Origin of the sequence: Kitasatospora sp. NPDC056138 (assembly GCF_042264695.1) — a bacterium.
GTDB lineage: Bacteria > Actinomycetota > Actinomycetes > Streptomycetales > Streptomycetaceae > Kitasatospora.
This window is the reverse complement of sequence record NZ_JBHJVK010000031.1, coordinates 50,822-71,954: the sequence shown is the minus strand read 5'-3', so window position 1 is coordinate 71,954 and position 21,133 is coordinate 50,822. Positions and strand designations below refer to the sequence as shown.

Here is a 21,133-nt window from a genome sequence, read left to right as displayed (position 1 = left end):
GCCCCGGTACAGTGATCTGACAGCGATCTGTCACATCCGGCAGGATCGGGTTCGAAGCGGGGGCCTCGAAGTGAGCAGCCAGTTCGGCGCATTGGTCCGTGGGTTACGGCTCAAGGCGGGGCTGACACAGGAGCAGTTGGCCGAGCGGTCCCGGCTGGGGGTGCGCACCATCCACCGGCTGGAGACCGGCAAGCCCACCGACGCCCGGATGGGAACGGTGAAACAGGTCGCCCACGCCCTGGCCGACGCCCTGAAGCGGGACCGTGACGACCTCTGGCAGGAACTGCTGGCCGCGCACCGCGGCAACGGTGGCGCCGCCGACGTCACCGGCACCGCCTCCGCACCCAGCCAGGACGCGTCCGTACCCGCCCCGGAGGCATCCGGGCCCGCCGAGGTCGCCTCCGAGGAGCCCGACCGCCCGACCGTGCCGAGCCCGACCGCGCCGAGCCCGACCGTGCCGAGCCCGGCCGCGCCGGTGCCCGACCCGGTCAGGCCCGGCACGCCGGCTCCCCGGGGCGCCCTGGCCGAGGCCGCCGAGTCACTGGCACACGACGTGTACGGCCGCTGGATACGCGAGGAGGAACAGCGCCGGATCCACGACCCGTTCCCACTGCCCGTGCGGTGGAAGGCGGCGCCCGAGGACCTGCTGGACCACTGGGACAACATCCGCGGTGCTCCCCTGGGAGCCACCTCCGGCCCGCTGTCGCTGGAGGGCGGGCTGGCCGACATCGCGGACGTCTACCGGCGCGTCCCGTCCGGGCGGCTGGTGGTGCTCGGCCGGGCCGGTTCCGGCAAGACCGTCCTGACGATGCGGTTCGTCCTCGACTACCTGGGCACGCGGGCCGGCGGCGATCCCGTGCCGGTCGTCTTCAGCATCGGATCGTGGGACCCGACCGTCACCGCGCTGCGCGACTGGCTCATCGAACGGCTGCTGCGCGACCACCCCGGCCTCGACGCGCGCGCCCCCGGCCGCCTGACCCTGGCCGCCGCACTGGTGGACGCCGGCTGGATCCTCCCGGTGCTCGACGGGTTCGACGAGATCGCCAGAGGACTGCACGGCGCGGCCCTGCAAGAACTCAACGCGATATCCCTGCCGCTCCTGCTGACCAGCCGCACCGAGCAGTTCGCCGAGGCCGTCGCGACCGACGTGCTCAGGAAGGCCGCCGGCATCGACCTGACCGACCTGACCACGGACGACCTGCTCCACTACCTGCCCCGCACCGCGCGCCCGACCGCACCGGGCGAGGGAGCGGGACGAGCCGCGACCGTGTGGGACCCGGTCCTGGACCGGCTGCGCCGGCAGCCGGACAGCCGGTCCTGCGTCAACCTCGCCACGGTGCTGAGCACCCCGCTGATGGTCCTGCTGGCCAGGACCGTCTACAGCGACACCCCGGGGCAGGATTCGGCCGTCCTGCTGGACACCGTCCGCTTCCCGACCCCGGAAGCCCTCGAAGAGCACCTGCTGGCGGGCTTCGTGCCGACCGTCTACCGGCGCCGGACTCCGACCCCGTCGGGCGCCGGCCGTCCGCGCCGCCACCACGCGTGGGACCCGCAACGCGCCCGGCACTACCTGGGCTACCTCGCGGGCCACCTCGACCGGCCCCAGCAGCCCGACCGGCAGGACCTGGCGTGGTGGCAACTGTGCGGCTCGCTGCGGCTGTCCTCGCGCATCCTCGCCGTCGTCCTCGCCTGTTCCCTGGTCACGGCCGCTTCCGACTGGCTCGTCTTCCCGGCCCTGAACATGATCGCCGGTCGCAGCGCCGCGTTCGCGCTGCGCGCCGGCCTGCTGGACGCGCTGCTGTTCGGCCCGGCGGTCGGCCTCGCCGTCGGGCTGGTCTACGGGCTCATGGTCGTGATCGGCGGAGTGGTGTTCGAGCCGTCACGCGTACAGCTGCGACTGCCCGGCCGCGGCCGACGGGCCGGCGCGTCCGCCCGCGGATTCCCCACCTGGTTCTCGGCCGGCCTGCTGGGCGGCTTCGTGGTGGGACTGGGGGCCGGACCCGGGCTCACGGTGGGCGTGGAACTGCTCTCCGGCCACATGACGGTCGCCGCGCCGGTGATCAGGGCAGCGGCCGTCAACTCACTCGTGTTCGGGCTCGTCTTCGGGCTGGCCGCAGGGTTGGTGCTCGGGCTCGTGGCCACCCTGGAGACACCCCTCGACCTCGGCTCCGCCGCCACCCCGGCGGACCTGCTGGCCGTCAACCGCAGCACCGTGATCCGCCAGACCCTGCTCCTGGTGCCGCTGCTCACCCTCGTGATCGCCCTCGGCGGCCGGCTGGTCACAGGACTCTGCCAGGGACTTCTGGGCCCGCTCAGCTGGCCGATGCCCTCCGGGTTCGCGATCGGTGCCGTCGGCGGCCTCGCCGGCGCGTTCTCGTACGCCCTGGCGTTCACCGCCTGGGGCCAGTGGGTGCTCCTCACCCGCCTCTGGCTGCCCCTGACCGGACGGCTCCCCTGGGCGACGGTCGCCTTCCTCGACGACGCCTACCGCCGCGGAGTGCTGCGCCAGGTCGGAGCCGTCTACCAGTTCCGCCATGCGCGGCTCCAGAGCCACCTCAGCCCCGTCCGCTAGGAGGGCCGGCCGTGCGCCCGGATCCGCTGCCGCACCGTCACCGGCAGCGGTGCTGCGGGCGGGGCGGTGTTCCAGCCCGTCGCCTGGCTGTCCCCGCCGCCGGTCGCGCCCGACGCGAGCAGGCCGACCGGTCCCGGGCCCGGGGGCGGTCGCCTGCTTCGGCCGGTTGACCTGGAGTCAGGTCGGCCGGACCACGTTGGTAGCGTGACGTCGTCCGTGGTGTGACGAGTCGGGGGTGTCGCGGTGGCCGCAGGGGTTGTCGTCAGGACGGGGCTCAGCTACGGGGCCAGTGGCAAGCTCATGGACGTCTATCGGCCCGTGGGCGCGTCGGAGCCCGTGCCCGCGGTGCTGCTCTGGCACGGCCGGGGCCCCGACGAACGGGACGTCCTCGCGCCGGTCGCCCGCGCCGCGGCGGAGCTGGGCGTCATCGTCATGGTGCCGGACTGGCGTCCCGACGCTCCGGACGGCGGGCGAACGCACCTGAGGGAGTCGGCCGTCTTCGTACGGCGGAACGTGGCCGACTTCGGGGGGGACCCCGAGCGGGTCGCACTCGCCGGCTGGTCGCTGGGCGGCAAGGCCGCGGTGGCGGTCGCCCTGAATCCCGCCGCGTTCGGCGACTGGAGGCCGCAGGCCGTCGTGGGAATCGCCGGTGCGTACGGATCGGTGGCACCGACCACCGGCACCGTCCCGATCGACGACCTGCGTCCGGGCGGCAGCCCGGTGCAGCCGGTACCGGTGTGGCTGGTGCACGGCACCGCCGATCCGGTGGTGGACGTCGAGCGTTCACGCGAGTTGCGCACGGCTCTGGAGGAACAGGGCTGGCAGGTGCGGCTCGACGAGGTCGCGACCGATCACGCCGGTGTCATCATGACCGAGTTCGTCCCCGAGCACGACCGCTGCCTGCCCAGCACCGCCGACCACGCGGTCGAGGCGGGGGCGCGGACCGCCGACGTGCTGGCCCGCGCCGCTGGAAGCACTCTTTAGGACTCCCCGCAGGACTTCGGTGTTCTGACTGGCCGGAGGCTGCGTGGCGAGTGCAGTGGGCAACTGCCCGTCCGGGGGCCCGGATCCGGACTCGCCGACTACAGCGACCACCGGCTCGACCTGGCGGGCCGTCCGATCGGGTGCCGGAGGCTGACGGTGCTCACCGGCGGCCCGCCCCCGTTCCGGAGTCCCACGGGTTGCTGCGTCCGGTTGTCCTGCGGGCGAACCCTCCCGCAGGGCAACCGGACTGAGGGCCGGTCAGCCCTGCTGGTGAGTGGTGGTGAAGGTCGCCAGGGTGGCGGCGATGTCGGCTTCGGCGGCCGCCTTGTCGATGCCGAGGCCGTTGAGCACGCCGGTGCCGGCCTCCAGCTCCAGCAGGGCGAGCAGGATGTGCTCGGTTCCGACGTAGTTGTGGCCGAGCCGCAGCGCCTCCCGGAAGGTGAGCTCCAGCGCCTTCCGGGCTCCGGCGTCGTACGGGATGAGCTCGGGCAGCTCCTGGACCGCCGGTGGCAGCGCGGCGCCGGCGGCCTGCCGGACGTCCTCCAGGCTCACCCCCTGCGCGAGGATCGCTGCCGCTCCGAGCCCCTCCGGCTCGCTCAGCAGCCCGAGCACCAGATGGGCCGCCCCGATCTCGTCGTTCCCCGCGGCCCGCGCCTCGTTCTGCGCCGCCATGGCCACGTTCCGCGCCCGGGGGGTGAACCGGCCGAACCCCTGGCTGGGGTCGAGCTCCGACGGCTCGCCGGGATCCTTGGGGACGAAGCGCTTCTGGGCCGCCTGCTTGCTGACGCCCATGCTCCTGCCGATGTCGGTCCAGGAGGCGCCCGAGCGCCGGGCCTGGTCCACGAAGTGGCCGATCAGATGGTCGGCCACGTCCCCGAGGTGGTCGGCCGCGATGACGGCGTCGGAGAGCTGGTCGAGCGCGTCGGTGTGAACCTTCTTGATGGCCTCGATCAGGTCGTCGAGGCGGACTGGATTCGTCGAACGCAGTGGATTCGCCATGCGTCAACTCTAGGTTGACGCACATCCAGCGTCAACCATGGGTTGACGATGGATGTGCGCGGGATCGGCTCATCGGCATGCCGGCGGAGGGTCGGGCCTGCTCATCCCCGGTGGACCGGCTGTAGCCGGCCGTACCGCCGGAGGACTTCCGGATCCGCGACCGGTGTCACGGTGAGGCCGTCCGGCATCGGCCGGGGGCGTTCGCGAAGGTGTCGGGGGCGGGGGTGAAGGTGGCTGTCGCCTCGGACGGGACGGTCGGTGGCAGGCAGTCCGTCACCGAGTTGCGTGCCGTGGTGTCGTCTCTCGCGGATGGAGCGGCGTCGCCCCGTCGACAGGACCGCCGGTGCGGGGCTCATGTCGAGCTGTGTGCCGACCCGTGCGTACACCACCCGTGATCAAATGGTTGATGGTATTACTATCAATCTGAAGCCTGATGGGGATTGGCTGACGTAATCAGCCGGGGGCGGGGGAGCATGGCCATCGAGTTACCCGGCGAACTGGTCTGGGTCATGGATCTGCTGGGCCTGAACTGGCCCGAGGTCAACGAGGACAGCGTCCGAGGCTACGCAGGCCACGTCCGTGACTTCGCCACCAACATCGACCGGACGCACCAGGAAGCAAGCGCCACCATCCAGCAGATGGGCGAGCACTACCAAGCGGCTTCCTACGAACAGCTCGTCGAGCGATGGGCGCGGATGTCGTCCGACCACATGGACGAGCTGGTTCAGGTCTGCAACGCCGCCGCCGTCGCGCTCGAGATCGCCGCCGACGTCATCATCGGAGCGAAGGTCGCCGTCATCACCGAACTCGGCATCATGGCCGCCGAGTTCGTTGCGGCACAGGCTGCTGCCGTCGTCACTCTCGGCGCTGCCGAAGCTGCTGAGGCACTACTCGTCGAAGCCACCAAACGCGTCGTCAACGCGCTGCTCCAGAAGCTTGAGGACGAGGTGATCGGCATCCTCGTGGAGAAGGCCGTCACCCCCGTGGAAGAGGCGATGGAACGCGCCCTCGGCGGCATGGTCTTCCGGGCGGCCGAAGGCGGACTCGGAGCTCCCTCCGGTGGAGGCGGCGGTGACGGCTTCCGCATCCATCCTGGAGAACTCGTGCGGCACGCGGCGAGACTCGGTGACCACGCTGAGGAAGTCGCCGCCCATGCAGGCCGGTTCGTCTCGCTGAGCTCAGGGGTGTCGTTCGGTTGACCAGGCGAGTCACCAAGGCCCTTGAGGATGCCGCCAAGCGCCTCGGCAAGAGCATCGGCGAAGACGCCGGCAAGGCCGTCGGCGGCCTGTACCGCCAGGCCGGCCAGGGGACCAAGCAGGTCGCCGCGAACGTTGCCAAGGCCGAGGCCGAGCACGTCAAGAGCCTCTCTTCGATCAAGACGCACGGCCCTGGCGACGGCCTGACGCCGAAGTCCGCATCGAAGAAGCGAAAGGCGACGGGGGACGGGCAGACCGGCCCCGCGAAGCGCCCGAAGAAGCCGGGGAAGTACCCGCTGCCCCCGAGGGATCCGAAGAAGCCGCATGAAAAACGGGACCCGAAACAGACCGCGGAGAAGGTGGACCCGAAGACGCACGACCTGGCCCAGGCCGTCAATCAGCGGCGTCGGGACAAGAAGGACCGCAGCAAGGTGAACTACGCGGCGGTCGAATACCGGGACGAGCACGGCAACACCCAGGTCGAGGTCGGCCACAGCAAGGGCAGGCACTCCGAGCGCGTCGTGGGCGTCCCACTCCTCGAACGCCAGGACAAGCTCGACGAGGCGCGCCGGAAGGCGACCGCCGAGGGGCAGGACCCCGGGCCCGAGCGTCGGATAAAGGTGTTGCGCATGTACTCCGAGCGAGACTACTGCAACCAGCCGATCCCCGACTGCAATAGCTGGACCCAGCACTATTTTCCGGATGCGAAGCGCAGTTACGCCTTCGAATACGATCACTACACGGAGGGCTCGAAGAAGCGCGGGAACATGGCTCTTGAGGACCATCTGCGGTGGGTCCACGGTGACCCGCCGATCAAGCGTCGGAAGTAGGACTGCGGAGGAGCCCGGTCATGACACCAATCCCGCCGGCGAAGTGGGGAGAGCGGCCGGTGCGCCGCTGGAGCCTCGCGGAGCTCACCGACCTGGGACTGCCCTCGCCGGTGCGCGAACAGCTTGCCACGGCCGGTCTGCCGGAGGCGGTCGGCCCGTACTTCGAGGTGACCGACGAGCCTGTGCGGCTCGCCGACTTCGCGCGTGAGTACGGTCTCCCCGAACCTCCGGTGGAGACTGCGGCGTTCTGGCACCTCGGCAGCGACAACGGCTCCGAGATCTGCTGTGACGCCTCGGGGCGGGTCTGGTCGGTGTTCTGTGAAATCAGGCTCCCGAGCCGGTTGGTGAACACATCCGTCGGGGCGTGGCTGGCCACGCTGGCGGAGTTCGTCCAGCTCCGTGACCAGCTGTCATCCGCGCCCATCGGTCCTGAGGCAGTGGCAGCCGTGGACGGTTTCCGAGCCCGTCTCACCGAGATCGACCCCGATGCCATGACCGACCCGGATCACTGGTGGCCGTTGGTCGCCGACGACCTGCGGCTCACCGCTTCGGTTGACGCCGGCGGAGTGTTCGAGTTCCGAACGGACAGCGGCGCGATCCGCCAGGTGACCGGCTACACCGTCCCGGGACAGGGGCACGTGGAACGGCGGTTGTGGCACGAGCTGGAGAGCAACGGCATCGAGCCGGAACAGGTCACCCGCGTTCACACGGATCTGGAACCCTGCATGCTGCCGGGCGGCTACTGCGCGGACTGGCTGGCCGTGACCTTTCCCGAGGCCCAGGTCACCTACAGCTTCGGATACGGTCCCAGCCCGGCCGACCGGGCCAGGGGCGTAAGTGAGTTGATCGCCTTCGTCGAGGAATCCGACCAGTGAGCGGCTTCGGTTCCATCCCCTCCCGACCCGGGTCGTCGCCCCTCGGCGATGCCGACCAGGAGGGCTTTCCCTACGGTCGGGAAGCTGTCGCCAGGGCATTCCGACGCTTCGTCGTAGACCCGTCCACAGCTGCCAATCTCTACCTGACGGGCTCGCCCGGCACCGGTCGTAGCACCACGCTCAACTGGTTCTTCCTCCTCAGCCAATCCGGAGGCGGAGAAGAACCGGGCAGCGGGCCGGAAGTCTTCCATGCCGCGCTCGGTGCGCGAGGGCGAGGGACTGACGACCTTGCGGCGGCTCTCGGCGAGCAACTCGGCTACGAGGTTGCCACCGCCGGGGAACTCCTGTCCGTTCTCGAGGTGGACAGGCGCCCGGTGGTCATCGCTCTCGGGGAGCTTGACGAGGCAGGTCCCGTACCGAGTGTCGAGAACACCGAGCGACTCGTCGAGCAGCTGGTCACCCCACTCGCCTCGATGCCGCACGTCAGGCTCGTCGCAGAGGGGCCCGCCGACCATGCCACCCGACTCGGGCAGTGCCTGGTGATCGACCTGGACCAGCCGCAGTGGACGGCACGGGCCGCCTTCGAACGGTACGTCGCGGCGCTCTGCGCTTTCGTGCCGCCACAGGAGACGCACCCGCTCCACCATGCGGACCGGCGCAGCGACTTCGCTCGTGACGTCGTCCGGACGGCGTTCCCCAACTTCCTGCTCGCGCAGCTGCTCGTACTGGACCACCTGTCCGCGCCAACCGACGTCCTTGACGCAGGGGCGGAGCTGCCCGGTCACCTGACCGGCACGGTCGCGCTCCACCTGCACCGTTGGTCCCGGCAGGTACCGATCGCGGCTGACGCCTTGTACGCCTTGGCCCTCGCCGGGCAGTCAGGTCTGGATCAGCTCTCCTGGTCGGTTGCAACAACCCTGGTGTCAGGCCGTCCGGTGCACCCGGGCGAGCTCGACTCCGTTCTGGAGCACGTTGACGTTCTGGTGAGCACCGAGCCGGTCCATACCAACCCGGGCATGCGTGGTGCGGTGCGCCATCGCCTTCGCCATGTAGCGATCGAGGCGGTACTGCTTGGTGAGCGCTCGGACACGGAGGCCCGGGCCCGCCAGAACTTGGCCTATGCGTTGGCAGGACGGATACCGACCCAGCAGGACACCGACGAAACCGCTCGGCCGAACTGGTCGCAGACAGAACCCGTACTGCTGTCAGCCCTCATCCGACAGGCCACCGCGGCCGGGGTGCTTGCACCGCTTCTCGAGTTCCCCGATCTGTTGCTGGCTGCCGATCTTGCCGAACTCCGCTCGGCGGCAGAGGCCTCTGCCGAACCCGATGCCGTCGCGCTCCGACCGGTGCTGCGACTGCTGAATCCCGGCACCGCCGACCGCGCCGCCCGACTCCAGACTGCAGCCGTTCAGCACGGTCTCACCCGGCTGGCGGCGGCCACCGAGGCTGCGCACACCTCATGGCCGTTCCGAGCGCTCGGTGTTCAACCGGCCAAGCAGGGAGACATCACGGCGGCGGAGAATCGCGGCGTGGAGGCCGAGGTAGTCCTCATGACGGATGGCGTGCTCCAGGTGGGTCAGGCCGCCGGCGAAGTGTCCAGTGTTCGGTGGGTGCTGCGGGGGACGCCGTGCACAGCTGCCCGAGTCGTGGTGACCGACGACGGCCCCGCCGTTCTGGTGGCAGACCGTGACGCGTTGCTGCAGACCCGCGCACTGGACGATGGCCGACTGCTCCGCCCCACCGTGCGGACCGACGAGCCGGCCGAGCTGCTGCACCTCCTGTGCGGCGGGCCGGAGCCGTTGTGCGTCTGCGCGGCCGGCGACAGGCTGTGGATCGTCGGCCTGAACGACGGCTCCACCCTGACGGAGCTCCGGTTGGGCCAGGACGTCACGTCGATTTCGTCTGTTGCCGACAGCGCACCCGGTAGCGCGGTGGACAAGTCGGCGGATGACCTGAAGCAGCTTGATGTCGGCTTCGGCGCGGCCCGAATCAGACTTGCGGTGGATCCCGAGGCGTTGCTGGGTGGGTTCGGGTCCGCCTCCGGGGTGCGCAGCAGCGACCTGCCCTGACCTGCCCGGCACCGCCCGAACGAAGCCTGGAGACCTGCGATGACCTTGCCCTTCACACCGGCCTGGGCCCGTCCGCGGCCCGCCGCCGGGGCTCCCGCCGGGGTCTGGACCGATTGGCCCGGCCCGGTGATCGCCGCTGCGACGGCGCAGTACGAGGGCCGCACGGTATACGGCAGCGTCAGCTCCACCGTGCCGCACAGGCTCCAGGTCGTGGATGCCGCCACCGGCCGCCGATTGGCGCCCCCACTCCTGTGCTCGGGCGACCAGGACGCGTTCGCGCTGGTCGCGACGCCCGGCCGACTCATCGCCGCAGGCACCGACGAACTGGTCGACCCCCTGCTGCCCGCCCGGTACGGCTACCCGGCCGAGGAGCCCCCGGAGGACATCCGGCTGCTGGCCGCTGTGAGCGGCTCGACCGAGGTGCCCGGGCCACTGGTCGTCAGTGTGCAGGCCTTCGACGGGCTCAGGGTGTGGGACGTTGCTACGGGCCGGTGCGTCGTGGAGCTCCCGTCCGCCGAGCGGACCCCGGGCAGTCTGACCGCAGGGATTGCGGCCGACCGGCCGTACGCGGTGGTGAGCCATGGCGGCCGGCTGTGCAGCTACCAGCTGCTGTCGGGGGAGGAGAGTGCGCGCTGGACCGCCCACGCTGACAGTGAAATCCTCCAACTGGCCTGGGCCGAGGAGCTGTTCCCCGCCGGCCGGGACGCGGTCCTGAGCGCCGACCGCGACTCCCGGCTCAGGGCGTGGGACCCGGTCACCGGAGCGCCGCTGACACCGTTCTGGCAACTGCCCGACATTCCACTGCACTTGAGCGCCGCGGCCCTGCCCCGGACCGACGGGGCGCTCCCGGTCATCTCCTGCGCGTACGGCGACGGCGTTCAGCTGCTGCAGGCGGACACCGGCCGGGAACTGCTGAACCTCCGTCTCGACAGCCAGATCAGGACCGCGCACCTGACCCCGGACGGTCTGCTGCTGCTCGGCACCTTCGGCGGCACGGCCGCCCTGCGCCTTGACCCCGAACTGCTGGAGACCGGTGCGCCGCACGCGGCCGAACTCGTCCTGGCTGCGCTGTCCGCGGCAACCGACCGGGATGGGGCGATCTCCCCGGACCAGCAGGGCGATGCGGCCGACAGCGGTCCTTCCCATGCCGACCTCGTGCGGCTGTGGGGCGAGGACCAGGTCGTCCTGCTCGAAGCCGACCAGCTCGAAGGCGTGCCGGCCCCGACCCGGGAAGTGCTGAGAACGATCGGCATGCCCCTCTCGCCCGCGCCCGGTGCGGTCATCGATTCGGACCTGCCGGCCGACGGCCTGGCTCCGCTGCTCCAGGTCGGCGTCGGACCGGAAGACCCTGACGACCCGGATGCCCGGTACGTCCCCGGTGGTCTGGAAGCGCACAGCTGGCTCGGCACCTGGCACGACGACGACCTGGTGCTGAGTCCGGAGGGCACGGTGCAGGCCGTCGGCCCGGACTCCGACTACGAAGAGGCCCTGCTGGTCAACAGCAGTCTGGCCGCATTCGTCGCGTTCTCCCACCGCCTCGGACTGGCCCTCCTGCAGGCGGATCCCGAATGCGGCAGCGAGGAACAGGAGGCGCTCGCAGACCGGCTCGAGGCGCGATTGCGTGCCATCGACCCTGCCGCCTTCGATTCGGGGGCAGCCGGCCACTGGGCCGCGGCGTTGAGTGATTTCGCCTCAGGCATGTAAACGGCTTCACCGCTCGTTCCCCTCGGAGCGGACCGACACGCGTACGCCGGCATCCGGAGCGGAGCGCTCGTGCTCCGCTCCGCGGGGGCTCTCAGGGCAATCGAAGGAACCGTTCTGACGTGGCGTCATCGGTTCGTCCACCAGGCGATCACACTGCTGCCTCCTGCCGTCGCCAGGGTGATCAGCCACGCGGGGAGGCGCTGGATGGTCAAGTGGAGCCCACCACAGCGGAGTTCGAACTGCGGCTTGCTGATGTCCGCGTTCCTGGCCGTGCGCACAGTTGTACCCCCATGGTCTTCGGCAACGTGATTGTGGCTGGGCAGCGAGGCCCGGGGGCAGCCGAGTCCGGCTGCCTCGGCGGTCGCGCACGCGCCCTGAGGTGACAGCCAATCTAACGCTCTGCAATGAAGGCGTCAGGGGACAGGGAGGTGCGATCCTCCAGGAAGATCGAGCCTTCCTGGACATCTTGTCCAACCCGCCATCAGCGAAGTGGGATTGGTGCCCCAGGTCATGCGCACCAAAGGCATGCCGTCGATCACCGACGCTGTCGCGACTCGATTCCCGCGCTCGAGAAAGATCGACGATCCGTCAATGTCCAATGGCATCCGGACGTTTTCCGGAGGACTTGCAGGTGGCGGCAGAGTCGGCGTGCCGTTCCAGTCCCAGGCGATGTGAGTGCGCACGTCACCGACCAACCTCCTGCACCTCGCGAGGAAGTGCCCCCGCGCCCCGCAGACCCCGCCCGCCGTGCTCAGTCGCGAACTGCCCGGGCTGGACGGCACTTCGCTCCGGCACGGGCCCCGACAGGTCCGTACCGGGGCGGCGGGCCAGATATTTACCAGTGGCGAGCCGCGGTTGTTTGCGGTCATCCAGGTCCTCCTGGATGACGTCGAAAGGACTGCTGGCGCTGTTGCCCGGCCGGCTCGCATCCACGACTGGCGTCATGGCGAGCTGACCGGCGACCTGGAAGCGGGGGGAGGACCCGGTTGGGGTCTCGGCGAACATCCGGCACCACTCGCCGGGCTGCACGATGGCCCGGTACGGGCGCTCGCGGAAGGACGGGGTGCGGCGACTGGCTGCCTCGGGAGCGGGCCGGCTCGGACTGCCCGCTCCGGTCCGATCGGGAGCCGCCGGTTCCGTCGGTCATGCCGCTGGTCACGTGGCGGCTGCACCGTGGCCGGAAAGCAGAAGGACCCCAGATCAACTGGGGTCCTTCGTTGGTGTCCGAGGGGGGACTTGAACCCCCACGCCCGATAAAGGGCACTAGCACCTCAAGCTAGCGCGTCTGCCATTCCGCCACCCGGACAGGGTGTGTGCCTCGGGTTCTTGTTCCTGCGCCCCGTGGCGACAGAGAGAACATTACCAGGCTTCCGGAGTGCTTCTCACCTGCATATCTGTCGCCCGGCGATGGGCTGCCGACGCTGTCGGGAGGAATGGGGCAGAAGGTTGCAGGGCGGACAGGTGTGCGGCGCGTGCAAGCGCTGTGGGGGAGGCGGAGGTGCCGGAGCGGTGGAGCGTGGAGTGTGCGGGGTCGGGGACCCGGATGCCGGCGCGGTGGGCGAGCGGTTCGCGGTGCGCTCCCGCGTCGCGCGTCTCGTGCCCGTCACGTCCGGCGGCCGCACCCTGTCCGCAGCCGCACCCTGTCCGTAGCCGTAGCCGTAGCCGTAGCCGTAGCCGTAGCCGTAGCCGTAGCCGCCTCCGCGTTCGCGTTCGGGGCGGTCCAGGGCAGGGGTGCGCAGGGCGGCCGCGACGGAGCAGAAGGAGGGTGCGCCGGTCCAGGGTGGACGGGCAGTCGGGGTGGGGTGAATCTTTCGGCTGCTGTGCGAACACAATCGATGCATGATTCACCGGAAAACATCAGGGTTCGATCAGAAACGGCCCTCAGGGAGTCAGTTGCAGTCCATGACCCGCCGTCGACCTGGGCTTCCCTAGCCTCTGGTGACCAAGGGGGCCTGAGCGGAGCACCCGATTCCCGAGGGCCGGTGGTCCGGGCTGCCGGTGGCGCCTCCCAGCACCTGCGTGAAGGGCAGCTTGACGTGGAGCAGATGAGCGGGGCGGCGGAGCCCGCGACGAGACCTCTGGCGGAGGACTGGCAGGAGGGCGAGCCGGGCCTGCCGGTCGAGGGGGTCTGGCGGTTCTCGGCGGTCGCGCACGAGGCCTCGGTGCCGCAGACGCGGCACGCGGTGCGGGACCGGCTGCTGGCTCAGGGCCTGGCGGCGGAGCGGTACCAGGAGCTGGTCGACGACGTGCTGCTGATCGTCTCCGAGCTGGTGGGCAACGCGGTGACCCACGCCGCCGTGCTCTCCCCGCACCTCACCACCGAGCTGGCGATCGAGGACGGCTGGGTGCGGATCTCGGTGGAGGACGGCCATCCGCACCGGCCCAAGGCCCTGGAGAGCGACCAGGGTCAGCTCGGCGGCCGGGGGCTGCTGCTGGTGAAGAGCGTGACCCTGCAGGCCGGCGGGGTGTGCGACGTCGAGTGCACGGGCGAGGGCGGCAAGGTGATCTGGGCCTCCCTGCCACTGCCCGCCGCGCCAGGAGCCAGGACGGCCGGTCAGTGCGACAGTGAGCACGACGGGGAGGGCGGCGAGGCCGGCGGCGGGGCGGCCGGCGGTGCCGGACCCGCCGGGGCGGCGACGGTCGGCACCCCCGGGTTTCCGGCCGAAGCGGCTCTGAGCACGGACTTCGCACCTCAGCAGCCCGGAGACCGCACCGACCCCGGGGCCACCCCGTGCCCGGCAGTCCTGGACGGGCTGCCGGGCGGCAGTGCGCTGTGGCCGATGTAGGCCCGCGTGAGGAAGGGGCCGCCCGGCAGCCGCCGGTGCTGTGCCGGGCAGCGCGCCGCCGTTGGCGACCGGCGCGCTGCCGGAGTGACAGGGCACCGCCTGGAGCGCCGGAGCACGAGGGGCCGGGGTGGCCGGAAGGCCGGGACGGGCGCAGGGCAACCGGGACGGCCCAGGACACGGAGGGCCGGGACGGCGCAGAGGGTTGGAGCGGGGTGGCTACCAGTCCCGGCCGGCGATCTCCCGGATCCCCGGCAGCGAGGCCTCGAAGACCGTCCGGAACCACACTGAGAACGGCTTCTCGGCCTCCAGCGCCTTCAGCTCCTGCGCGGTGACGAACCGGGTGTCGTCCACCTCGTCGGGGTTCGGCGCGAGCGGCGCGGTGACCAGGCCGACGAAGAGGTGGTTCCACTCGCGCTCGATCAGGCCCGAGGTCTCGTCCGGCAGGTCGTACCGGACGGTGCCGGCCTCGCAGAGCAGGGCGGGCGCGGTGCCGAGCTCCTCGGCGGTGCGGCGCGCGGCGGCCACGAACGGCGGCTCGTCGGGGTACGGGTGGCCGCAGCAGGTGTTGGACCAGACGCCGGGCGAGTGGTACTTGCCCAGGGCCCGGCGCTGGAGCAGCATCCGACCCTGACGGTCGAACAGGAAGACCGAGAACGCGCGGTGCAGACGGCCCGGCTGCTGGTGCGCCGAGAGCTTCTCGGCCGTACCGATGGTCACACCGTCGTCGTCGACGAGTTCCAGCAGGATCTCCGGGGCGGGGGAGCCCGGCGCCGAGGGGCTTGCGGAAGCCGAGGGGCTCGCGGAAGCTGAGGGGGACGAGGGCGAGGTCGAGGCTGACGAGGGCGAGGCTGCCGCGCTCTGGTCCGCGATCTGCGTCTGGCTGGTCGGTCGGCTCTCCGGCATGGGGCCTCTTTCGGCACGGGGGTTGCGTCGGTGGCCCAGTCTGCCGCATGGCCCAGGGGGCCGGATGATCCGACGCACACGGGGGCGTGGAAGGCCCGAATCTCCAGCCAGTCTGTTCGATTTATGATCAACTCCGCCCCGCCCGGTTCACCTTCTGTCTGCCGAGTTGTCAGGTCACGGTCGCGCGGGGGTGGGTGGGCGGCTTGAAGGCAGGGCATGCGGTCCGGAATGATGATCTGAGCGGCCCGGGTGCGTCAGCTGCGGATAAGCGCTGCCTGCTGCCATTTCGAGGGCGAATCACCCGTCCGGTAGCCTCGGTCGGTGCGCCTGGTCCCCGGAATCGTTCCGTCCGGTGCCACCTGCCGCTGCATCTTTGTGTCCCGAAGCCCCCATTCGTCCCACCGCACACCGTTGTGGCCGGACCGCACACCATCGCCAGGGAGTGAGTTCCGCTGTCCACTGTGATCGTGACCGGCCCCGAGCTGCTCGCGCACGGAAGGTCCGCCGGGTCCGGCCGTGGCCGGCACGCCGCGGCGGCCGTCCCCACAGCCACCTCAGCGGTCACCACCGCGTCGCTCGCCGCCGCTCCGACGGCCCCGGCAACGGCGTCCGGAGCCGTCCCGGGCGTCCTGGCCGCGGACCTCGCCGCCATCGGCTTCCGTCGCGTCCTGCGCGCCCACGACGCCGCCGAGCTGGCCGCAGTGGTCGCCTCGGTCGGCCCGGACGAGCGGCTGGCCGTCGTGGACGCCGACTTCGTCGGCCACCGCCACGCGCTCCGGCTCGCGCTGACCGACCCCCGTTTCCCGGCCGCGGCCGTGCCCGGCGCGGTCGTGGCCTGCGGCGCGGAGGCCCGTACCGCCCTCGCCTCGGCCGCCCGGCACCTGAGCGCCGAGCAGCCGCCCCGCACCGAACAGCTTCCCCAGCAGCGCGTCGGCGACCCGTACGACAACGGCTACGGCGCCGCCCCGCACGGCAACGACCCGTACGGCACCGCGCAGTACGGCTGGACCGACCGCCAGGAGGGGGCCGACCGGGACCGCCCGCTGCCCGACCGGCTCGCGGACGCGCTCGCGGAGCGCGGCCTCCCCCTCCAGCGCCCCGAGCTCGGCACGCTGGTGGCGGCCGTGCCCCGCAGCGAGCACGAGCTGCAGGCGGCCCGTGCCGCGGTGGCGCAGGTGGACGAGGAGGCGGTCCGGCTGCGCCGGGCGGTGAAGGCCAGGGACGGCTTCTTCACCACGTTCTTCGTCAGCCCGTACTCGCGCTACATCGCCCGCTGGTGCGCCCGGCGCGGTCTCACCCCGAACCAGGTGACCACGGCGTCGCTCGTCACCGCCCTGATCGCGGCGGGCCTCGCGGCCACCGGGACCCGGGGCGGCTACATAGCCGCCGGTGTGCTGCTGCTCGCGTCCTTCGTGCTGGACTGCACCGACGGGCAGCTCGCCCGCTACTCGCTGCAGTACTCCACCGTGGGCGCCTGGCTGGACGCGACCTTCGACCGCGCCAAGGAGTACGCCTACTACGCGGGCCTGGCCCTGGGCGCGGCCCGGACGGGTGACCACGTCTGGGCACTGTCGCTGGCCGCGATGGCCCTGATGACCTTCCGGCACAGCGTGGACTTCGCCTTCATGGCCGCCGACCAGGAGACCTCGCGGAACCCGGTCACGGCCGGCACCAAGCAGCAGAGCGCCAACGCCAGCCCCACCGCCCAGCTCTCCAGCCGGCTGGACCGGGTCGGCTGGACGGTCTGGGCCCGTCGCATCATCGTTCTGCCGATCGGTGAGCGCTGGGCCCTGATAGCCCTGCTCACGGCCTGCACGACGCCGCGGATCACGCTGTCGGTGCTGCTCGTCGGGTGTGCCCTGGCCTGCTGCTACACCACCGCGGGCCGGGTCCTGCGCTCGATCAACCGCCGCCGTCCGCGCGCCGACCGGGCCGCCCGGGAGGTCGCGATCCTCGCCGACGGCGGTCCGCTGACCGAACTGCTCGCGCCCGTGCTGCGCCCCTTCGCGCGGGTTCTGCCCGGTCTGGCCGTGCCGCTGCTGGCCGCCGTCGCCGCCGCCGGGTTGCCGGTCGCGGTGTACCTGACCGCCGGGACCTGGCAGGCGGTCGGCGTCGCGGCCGGCTACGTGCTGCTGACCTCGCTGGTGCTGGCCCGCAAGCTCACCGGCGCCCTGGACTGGCTCGCCCCCGCGTTCTTCCGGGCCGGCGAGTACCTGGCCGTACTGGCGCTCGCACTGAAGCTTGACATCGGAGCCCTCCCGGCCGCGTTCGGGCTGGTCGCCGCCTTCGCCTACCATCACTACGACACGGTGTACCGCCTCCGCGGCGGCACCGGAGCGCCGGCCAGGTGGCTGGTGCGCGTGACCGGCGGGCAGGAAGGCCGGGCACTGCTCGTCACCCTGGTGGCGGCGCTCGTCTACCACGGCAGCCCCGAGGGGCCGATCGGTCACCAGACCGCCGGGGCGCACGCCCTGCAGGTCGTCCTGGTGGCCCTGGCCGGCCTGCTGGCCCTGGTCGTGGTCGCGGAGAGCATCCACTTCTGGGTCCTCGGCGACGCCACCGCAGAACACGATGAATCAGGAGACACCGCATGATCGGCCTCGTTCTGGCAGCCGGCGCCGGCCGCCGGCTCCGCCCGTACACCGACACCCTGCCCAAGGCGCTGGTGCCGGTCGACGGGGAGCGGACCGTGCTGGACCTCACCCTCGGCAACTTCGCCGAGGTCGGTCTGCGCGAGGCCGCCATCGTGGTGGGCTACCGCAAGGAGGCGGTCTACGACCGCAAGGACGCGTTGGAGCAGAAGTACGGCGTCAAGCTCACCCTGGTCGAGAACGACAAGGCCGAGGAGTGGAACAACGCCTACTCGCTCTGGTGCGCCCGTGACCTGTTCGGCGAGGGCCTGCTGCTCGCCAACGGCGACACCGTGCACCCGGCCGCGGTCCAGCGCACCATGCTGGACGGCAACGACCGGCTGATCAAGCAGGGCGGTGCCCCCGGCATCCTGCTCGCCCTGGACACCGCGAAGAAGCTGGCCGACGAGGAGATGAAGGTCGTCGTCGACCAGGCCACGGGCGTGCAGCGGATCACCAAGCTGATGGACCCGGCCGAGGCGACCGGCGAGTACATCGGCGTCACGATCATCAACCCGTCCGCCAAGGACGCGCTCGCCGACGCCCTCAAGGCGACCTACGAGCGCGACCCGCAGCTGTACTACGAGGACGGCTACCAGGAGATGGTCAACCGCGGCCTGCGCATCGACGTGCAGCCGATCGGAGACGTCGCCTGGGTCGAGGTCGACAACCACGACGACCTCTCCAAGGCGCGGGAGATCGCGTGCCAGTACTGACCCGGCTGCTGCCGTCGCCGGTCTTCGTCGAGATCCGCCCGGGCGCGCTGGACGCGCTCGGCGGCATCCTCGCGGACCAGCGCCTGTCGGCCTCGGGCCGGATAGCGGTGGCGATCAGCAACGGATCGGGCACGGTGCTCCGGGAGCGGCTCGAACCGCTGCTCCCGGACGCCGAGTGGTTCGAGGTCGTCGACGGCAGCCTCGACAGTGCCGTACGGCTCGCGGACGAGATGCGCGCGGGCCACTTCGACGCCGTCGTCGGCCTCGGCGGCGGGAAGATCATCGACGCGGCCAAGTACGCCGCGGCCCGGGTCGGGCTGCCGCTGGTCGCGGTGGCCACCAACCTGGCGCACGACGGCATCTGCTCGCCGGTCTCCACCCTCGACAACGACGCGGGCCGCGGTTCCTACGGGGTGCCCAGCCCGATCGGGATCGTGGTGGACCTGGACGTGATCCGCGAGGCGCCGACGCGCTTCGTCGCGGCCGGCATCGGCGACGTGATCTCCAACATCTCGGCCTGCGCCGACTGGGAGCTCTCGCACGAGGTCACCGGGGAGAAGGTGGACGGCCTCGCGGTCGCGATGGCCCGTTCGGCCGGGGAGAACCTGCTCCGCCACCCGGGCCGGCTGGCCGACCAGGACCTGCTGACGTGCCTCGCGGAGGCCCTGGTACTGTCCGGCATCGCGATGAACATCGCCGGCAGCACCCGCCCGTCCTCGGGCGCCTGCCACGAGATCTCGCACGCCCTGGACGTGCTGTACCCCAAGCGCTCCGCGCAGCACGGCGAGCAGGTCGGCCTCGGCGCCGCCTTCGCCAGCCACCTGCGCGGCGAACGCGAGCTGACCGGCCTGATCGTGGACCGCCTGCGGTGCCACGAGCTGCCGGTGACCGCGGCTCAGATCGGCTTCACCGAGGCGGAGTTCACCGAGGCGGTGCACTACGCTCCGAACACCCGTCCGGGACGTTTCACCATCCTGGAACACCTCGATCTCTCCCCTTCCGACATCAGGGACGCGTACGCCGACTATGTCCATGCCGTCAACAACTGACCGCCCTGCGGTCGATCTCACGGTCCGGCCCTCGATCGAGGAGCTGAGGGCCGTCATCCACCCGGAGGGCATGCTCCAGCGCCGCAGTGCCGAGCACTGGGCCGGCCGCTGGTACATGCGGAAGATCTCCCTGCGGATCACCCGCGTGCTCTCCACCATGACGGCGATCACGCCCAATGGCCTGACCTACCTGATGATGTTCACCGGCGTCCTGGCCGGTGCCGCGCTGGTGCTTCCCGGTATCGCCGGGGCCGTCCTCGGCGCCTTCCTGATCCAGGTCTACCTGCTGCTGGACTGCGTCGACGGCGAGGTCGCCCGCTGGCGCCGGCAGACCTCGCTCACCGGTGTCTACCTCGACCGGGTCGGCCACTACATGTCCGAGGCCGCACTGCTCACCGGTCTCGGCCTGCGCGCCAGCGACCTGCTGCACCGCGAGGGCGGCGCCGCGCACTGGGAGTGGGCCTTCCTCGGCACGCTGGCCGCGCTCGGCGCGATCCTGATCAAGTCGGAGACCGACCTGGTCGACGTGGCCCGCGCCCGCAGCGGGATGACCGCCGTCGAGGACAGCGCCTCGGTGCCCCGCTCCTCGGGTGTGGCCAAGGCCCGCAAGGCGGCGTCCTTCCTCAAGTTCCACCGTCTGGTCGGTGCCGTCGAGGCGTCGCTGTTCATCCTGGCCGCGGGGATCGCCGACGCGGTCCACGGCGGGCTGCTCTTCACCCGCCTCGCGGTCGTGATCCTGGCCGCGATCGCCATGCTGCAGACGGTCCTGCACCTGCTCAGCATCGTCCTCTCCAGCAGGCTGCGATGAGCGCCGCGGCCGGTTCCGGGGCGGAGGGCTTCCGGCTCGGCGCCGTCATCATCACGATGGGCAACCGTCCCGAGGAGCTCAACGCTCTGATCGAGTCGGTGCGCAACCAGGAGGGCCCGGCCGTCGAGCTGGCCGTGGTCGGCAACGGGGCCCCGCTGCCGCCGCTCCCGGCGGACGTACGCGCCGTCGAGCTGCCCGAGAACCTCGGCATCCCCGGCGGGCGCAACGTCGGGATCGAGCTCTTCGGACCGGACGGCCGGGACGTGGACGCCGTCCTCTTCCTGGACGACGACGGCTCGCTCCCGAACAGGGACTCCGCCCGGCTGCTGCGGGAGGCCTTCACCGCCGACCCGAAGCTCGGCATCGTCTCCTTCCGCATCGCCGATCCCGACACCGGTGTCACCCAGCGCCGGCACGTCCCCCGGCTGCGGGCCAGCGACCCGCTGCGCTCCTCGCGGGTGACCACCTTCCTCGGCGGCGCCAGCGCGGTCCGCAGTGCGGTCTTCCCCCAGGCGGGCCAACTGCCCGCCGAGTTCTTCTACGCGCACGAGGAGACCGACCTGGCCTGGCGGGCCCTGGACGCCGGCTGGGAGATCGACTACCGCGCGGACATCGTGCTGCACCACCCCACGACCTCCCCGGCCCGGCACGCCACGTACTTCCACAACGTGGCCCGGAACCGGGTTTGGCTGGCGCGACGGAACCTTCCCGCCCCGTTCGTGCCTCTCTACTTGGGAACCTGGTTGCTGCTCACCCTGGCCCGCCGCCCTTCGGGCGACGCGCTGAAGTCCTGGGTGGGCGGTTTCCGGGCCGGCTGGAGCGAACCCTGCGGTCCGCGACGGCCGATGCGATGGCGTACTGTATGGCGACTGAGCAGGTTGGGCAGACCGCCAATCATCTGATCGCAGAAGCATCTGATCGTATTAGGGCGGCAGTCCCACTGCCGACCGGACAATCCCCCGAGATCCCAGTGGATCCGGCCGGCCCGCCGCCGCTCCCCCCGGTGGCG

General features: G+C 71.3%; 15 protein-coding genes and 1 tRNA gene. 13 read left to right on the top strand and 3 right to left on the bottom strand.

Going from position 1 to position 21,133, the window contains the following annotated elements; all coding sequences use genetic code 11:
* The first annotated feature begins 70 nt into the window (after positions 1 to 70).
* Both ACFC1R_RS19980 and ACFC1R_RS19975 read left to right on the top strand, forming a co-directional pair.
* Positions 71 to 2,572, top strand: a complete 2,502-nt coding sequence (locus tag ACFC1R_RS19980; RefSeq protein WP_375940311.1) for a helix-turn-helix domain-containing protein — start codon at positions 71 to 73, stop codon at positions 2,570 to 2,572.
* Positions 2,573 to 2,815: 243 nt separating this feature from the next.
* Positions 2,816 to 3,556, top strand: coding sequence for an alpha/beta hydrolase (locus ACFC1R_RS19975; RefSeq protein ID WP_375940309.1), 741 nt, complete (start codon positions 2,816 to 2,818; stop codon positions 3,554 to 3,556).
* Between the two features lie 258 nt (positions 3,557 to 3,814).
* Here ACFC1R_RS19975 and ACFC1R_RS19970 read toward each other — a convergent pair whose 3' ends face one another.
* Positions 3,815 to 4,555 carry a Clp protease N-terminal domain-containing protein gene (locus ACFC1R_RS19970; protein WP_375940307.1) on the bottom strand — a complete coding sequence of 247 codons (741 nt, stop codon included), beginning with the start codon at positions 4,553 to 4,555 and terminating at the stop codon, positions 3,815 to 3,817.
* Positions 4,556 to 5,028: 473 nt separating this feature from the next.
* Between ACFC1R_RS19970 and ACFC1R_RS19965 the strand changes: the two genes are divergently transcribed.
* Genes ACFC1R_RS19965 through ACFC1R_RS19945 form a run of 5 tightly spaced genes read left to right on the top strand, consistent with a single transcriptional unit; the run spans position 5,029 to position 11,232 of the window.
* Entirely contained in the window at positions 5,029 to 5,754 is a 726-nt protein-coding gene (locus ACFC1R_RS19965; protein WP_375940305.1) for a hypothetical protein, read from the top strand.
* Complete coding sequence (locus ACFC1R_RS19960) at positions 5,751 to 6,581, top strand: nucleic acid/nucleotide deaminase domain-containing protein (RefSeq protein ID WP_375940303.1); 831 nt, start codon at positions 5,751 to 5,753, stop codon at positions 6,579 to 6,581. Before ACFC1R_RS19965 ends, ACFC1R_RS19960 begins: the two co-directional genes overlap by 4 nt.
* A gap of 20 nt (positions 6,582 to 6,601) precedes the next feature.
* Positions 6,602 to 7,456, top strand: coding sequence for an SUKH-4 family immunity protein (locus ACFC1R_RS19955; protein ID WP_375940301.1), 855 nt, complete (start codon positions 6,602 to 6,604; stop codon positions 7,454 to 7,456).
* The gene (locus ACFC1R_RS19950) at positions 7,453 to 9,528 is read left to right on the top strand and encodes a hypothetical protein (protein ID WP_375940299.1); all 2,076 of its coding nucleotides are present in this window, start codon (positions 7,453 to 7,455) and stop codon (positions 9,526 to 9,528) included. Before ACFC1R_RS19955 ends, ACFC1R_RS19950 begins: the two co-directional genes overlap by 4 nt.
* 39 nt (positions 9,529 to 9,567) lie before the next feature.
* Positions 9,568 to 11,232, top strand: coding sequence for an SUKH-4 family immunity protein (locus tag ACFC1R_RS19945; RefSeq protein ID WP_375940297.1), 1,665 nt, complete (start codon positions 9,568 to 9,570; stop codon positions 11,230 to 11,232).
* 1,218 nt (positions 11,233 to 12,450) lie between these two features.
* Here ACFC1R_RS19945 and ACFC1R_RS19940 read toward each other — a convergent pair.
* A tRNA-Leu gene (locus ACFC1R_RS19940) sits at positions 12,451 to 12,538 on the bottom strand.
* A 739-nt stretch (positions 12,539 to 13,277) separates the two neighbouring features.
* Between ACFC1R_RS19940 and ACFC1R_RS19935 the strand changes: the two genes are divergently transcribed.
* Positions 13,278 to 14,018: an ATP-binding protein gene (locus tag ACFC1R_RS19935; protein ID WP_375940353.1), complete on the top strand. Its 741-nt coding sequence runs from the start codon at positions 13,278 to 13,280 to the stop codon at positions 14,016 to 14,018.
* Between the two features lie 216 nt (positions 14,019 to 14,234).
* Here the strand turns inward: ACFC1R_RS19935 and idi are convergent, their stop codons facing one another.
* Entirely contained in the window at positions 14,235 to 14,921 is a 687-nt protein-coding gene (gene idi, locus ACFC1R_RS19930) for an isopentenyl-diphosphate Delta-isomerase (RefSeq protein ID WP_375940296.1), read from the bottom strand.
* 629 nt (positions 14,922 to 15,550) lie between these two features.
* Between idi and ACFC1R_RS19925 the strand changes: the two genes are divergently transcribed.
* The 5 genes from ACFC1R_RS19925 to ACFC1R_RS19905 are packed head-to-tail and all read left to right on the top strand — an operon-like array spanning position 15,551 to position 21,026.
* Complete coding sequence (locus tag ACFC1R_RS19925; protein WP_375940351.1) at positions 15,551 to 17,515, top strand: DUF5941 domain-containing protein; 1,965 nt, start codon at positions 15,551 to 15,553, stop codon at positions 17,513 to 17,515.
* Positions 17,512 to 18,267: a sugar phosphate nucleotidyltransferase gene (locus ACFC1R_RS19920; protein ID WP_375940294.1), complete on the top strand. Its 756-nt coding sequence runs from the start codon at positions 17,512 to 17,514 to the stop codon at positions 18,265 to 18,267. Before ACFC1R_RS19925 ends, ACFC1R_RS19920 begins: the two co-directional genes overlap by 4 nt.
* Entirely contained in the window at positions 18,255 to 19,316 is a 1,062-nt protein-coding gene (locus ACFC1R_RS19915; protein WP_375940292.1) for an iron-containing alcohol dehydrogenase family protein, read from the top strand. Before ACFC1R_RS19920 ends, ACFC1R_RS19915 begins: the two co-directional genes overlap by 13 nt.
* Positions 19,294 to 20,124 (top strand): CDP-alcohol phosphatidyltransferase family protein, encoded by an 831-nt coding sequence (locus tag ACFC1R_RS19910; RefSeq protein WP_375940290.1) that lies wholly within the window; start codon positions 19,294 to 19,296, stop codon positions 20,122 to 20,124. The genes ACFC1R_RS19915 and ACFC1R_RS19910 overlap by 23 nt, the downstream gene beginning before the upstream one ends.
* Positions 20,121 to 21,026 (top strand): glycosyltransferase family 2 protein, encoded by a 906-nt coding sequence (locus ACFC1R_RS19905; RefSeq protein WP_375940288.1) that lies wholly within the window; start codon positions 20,121 to 20,123, stop codon positions 21,024 to 21,026. The genes ACFC1R_RS19910 and ACFC1R_RS19905 overlap by 4 nt, the downstream gene beginning before the upstream one ends.
* Positions 21,027 to 21,133: the final 107 nt, after the last annotated feature.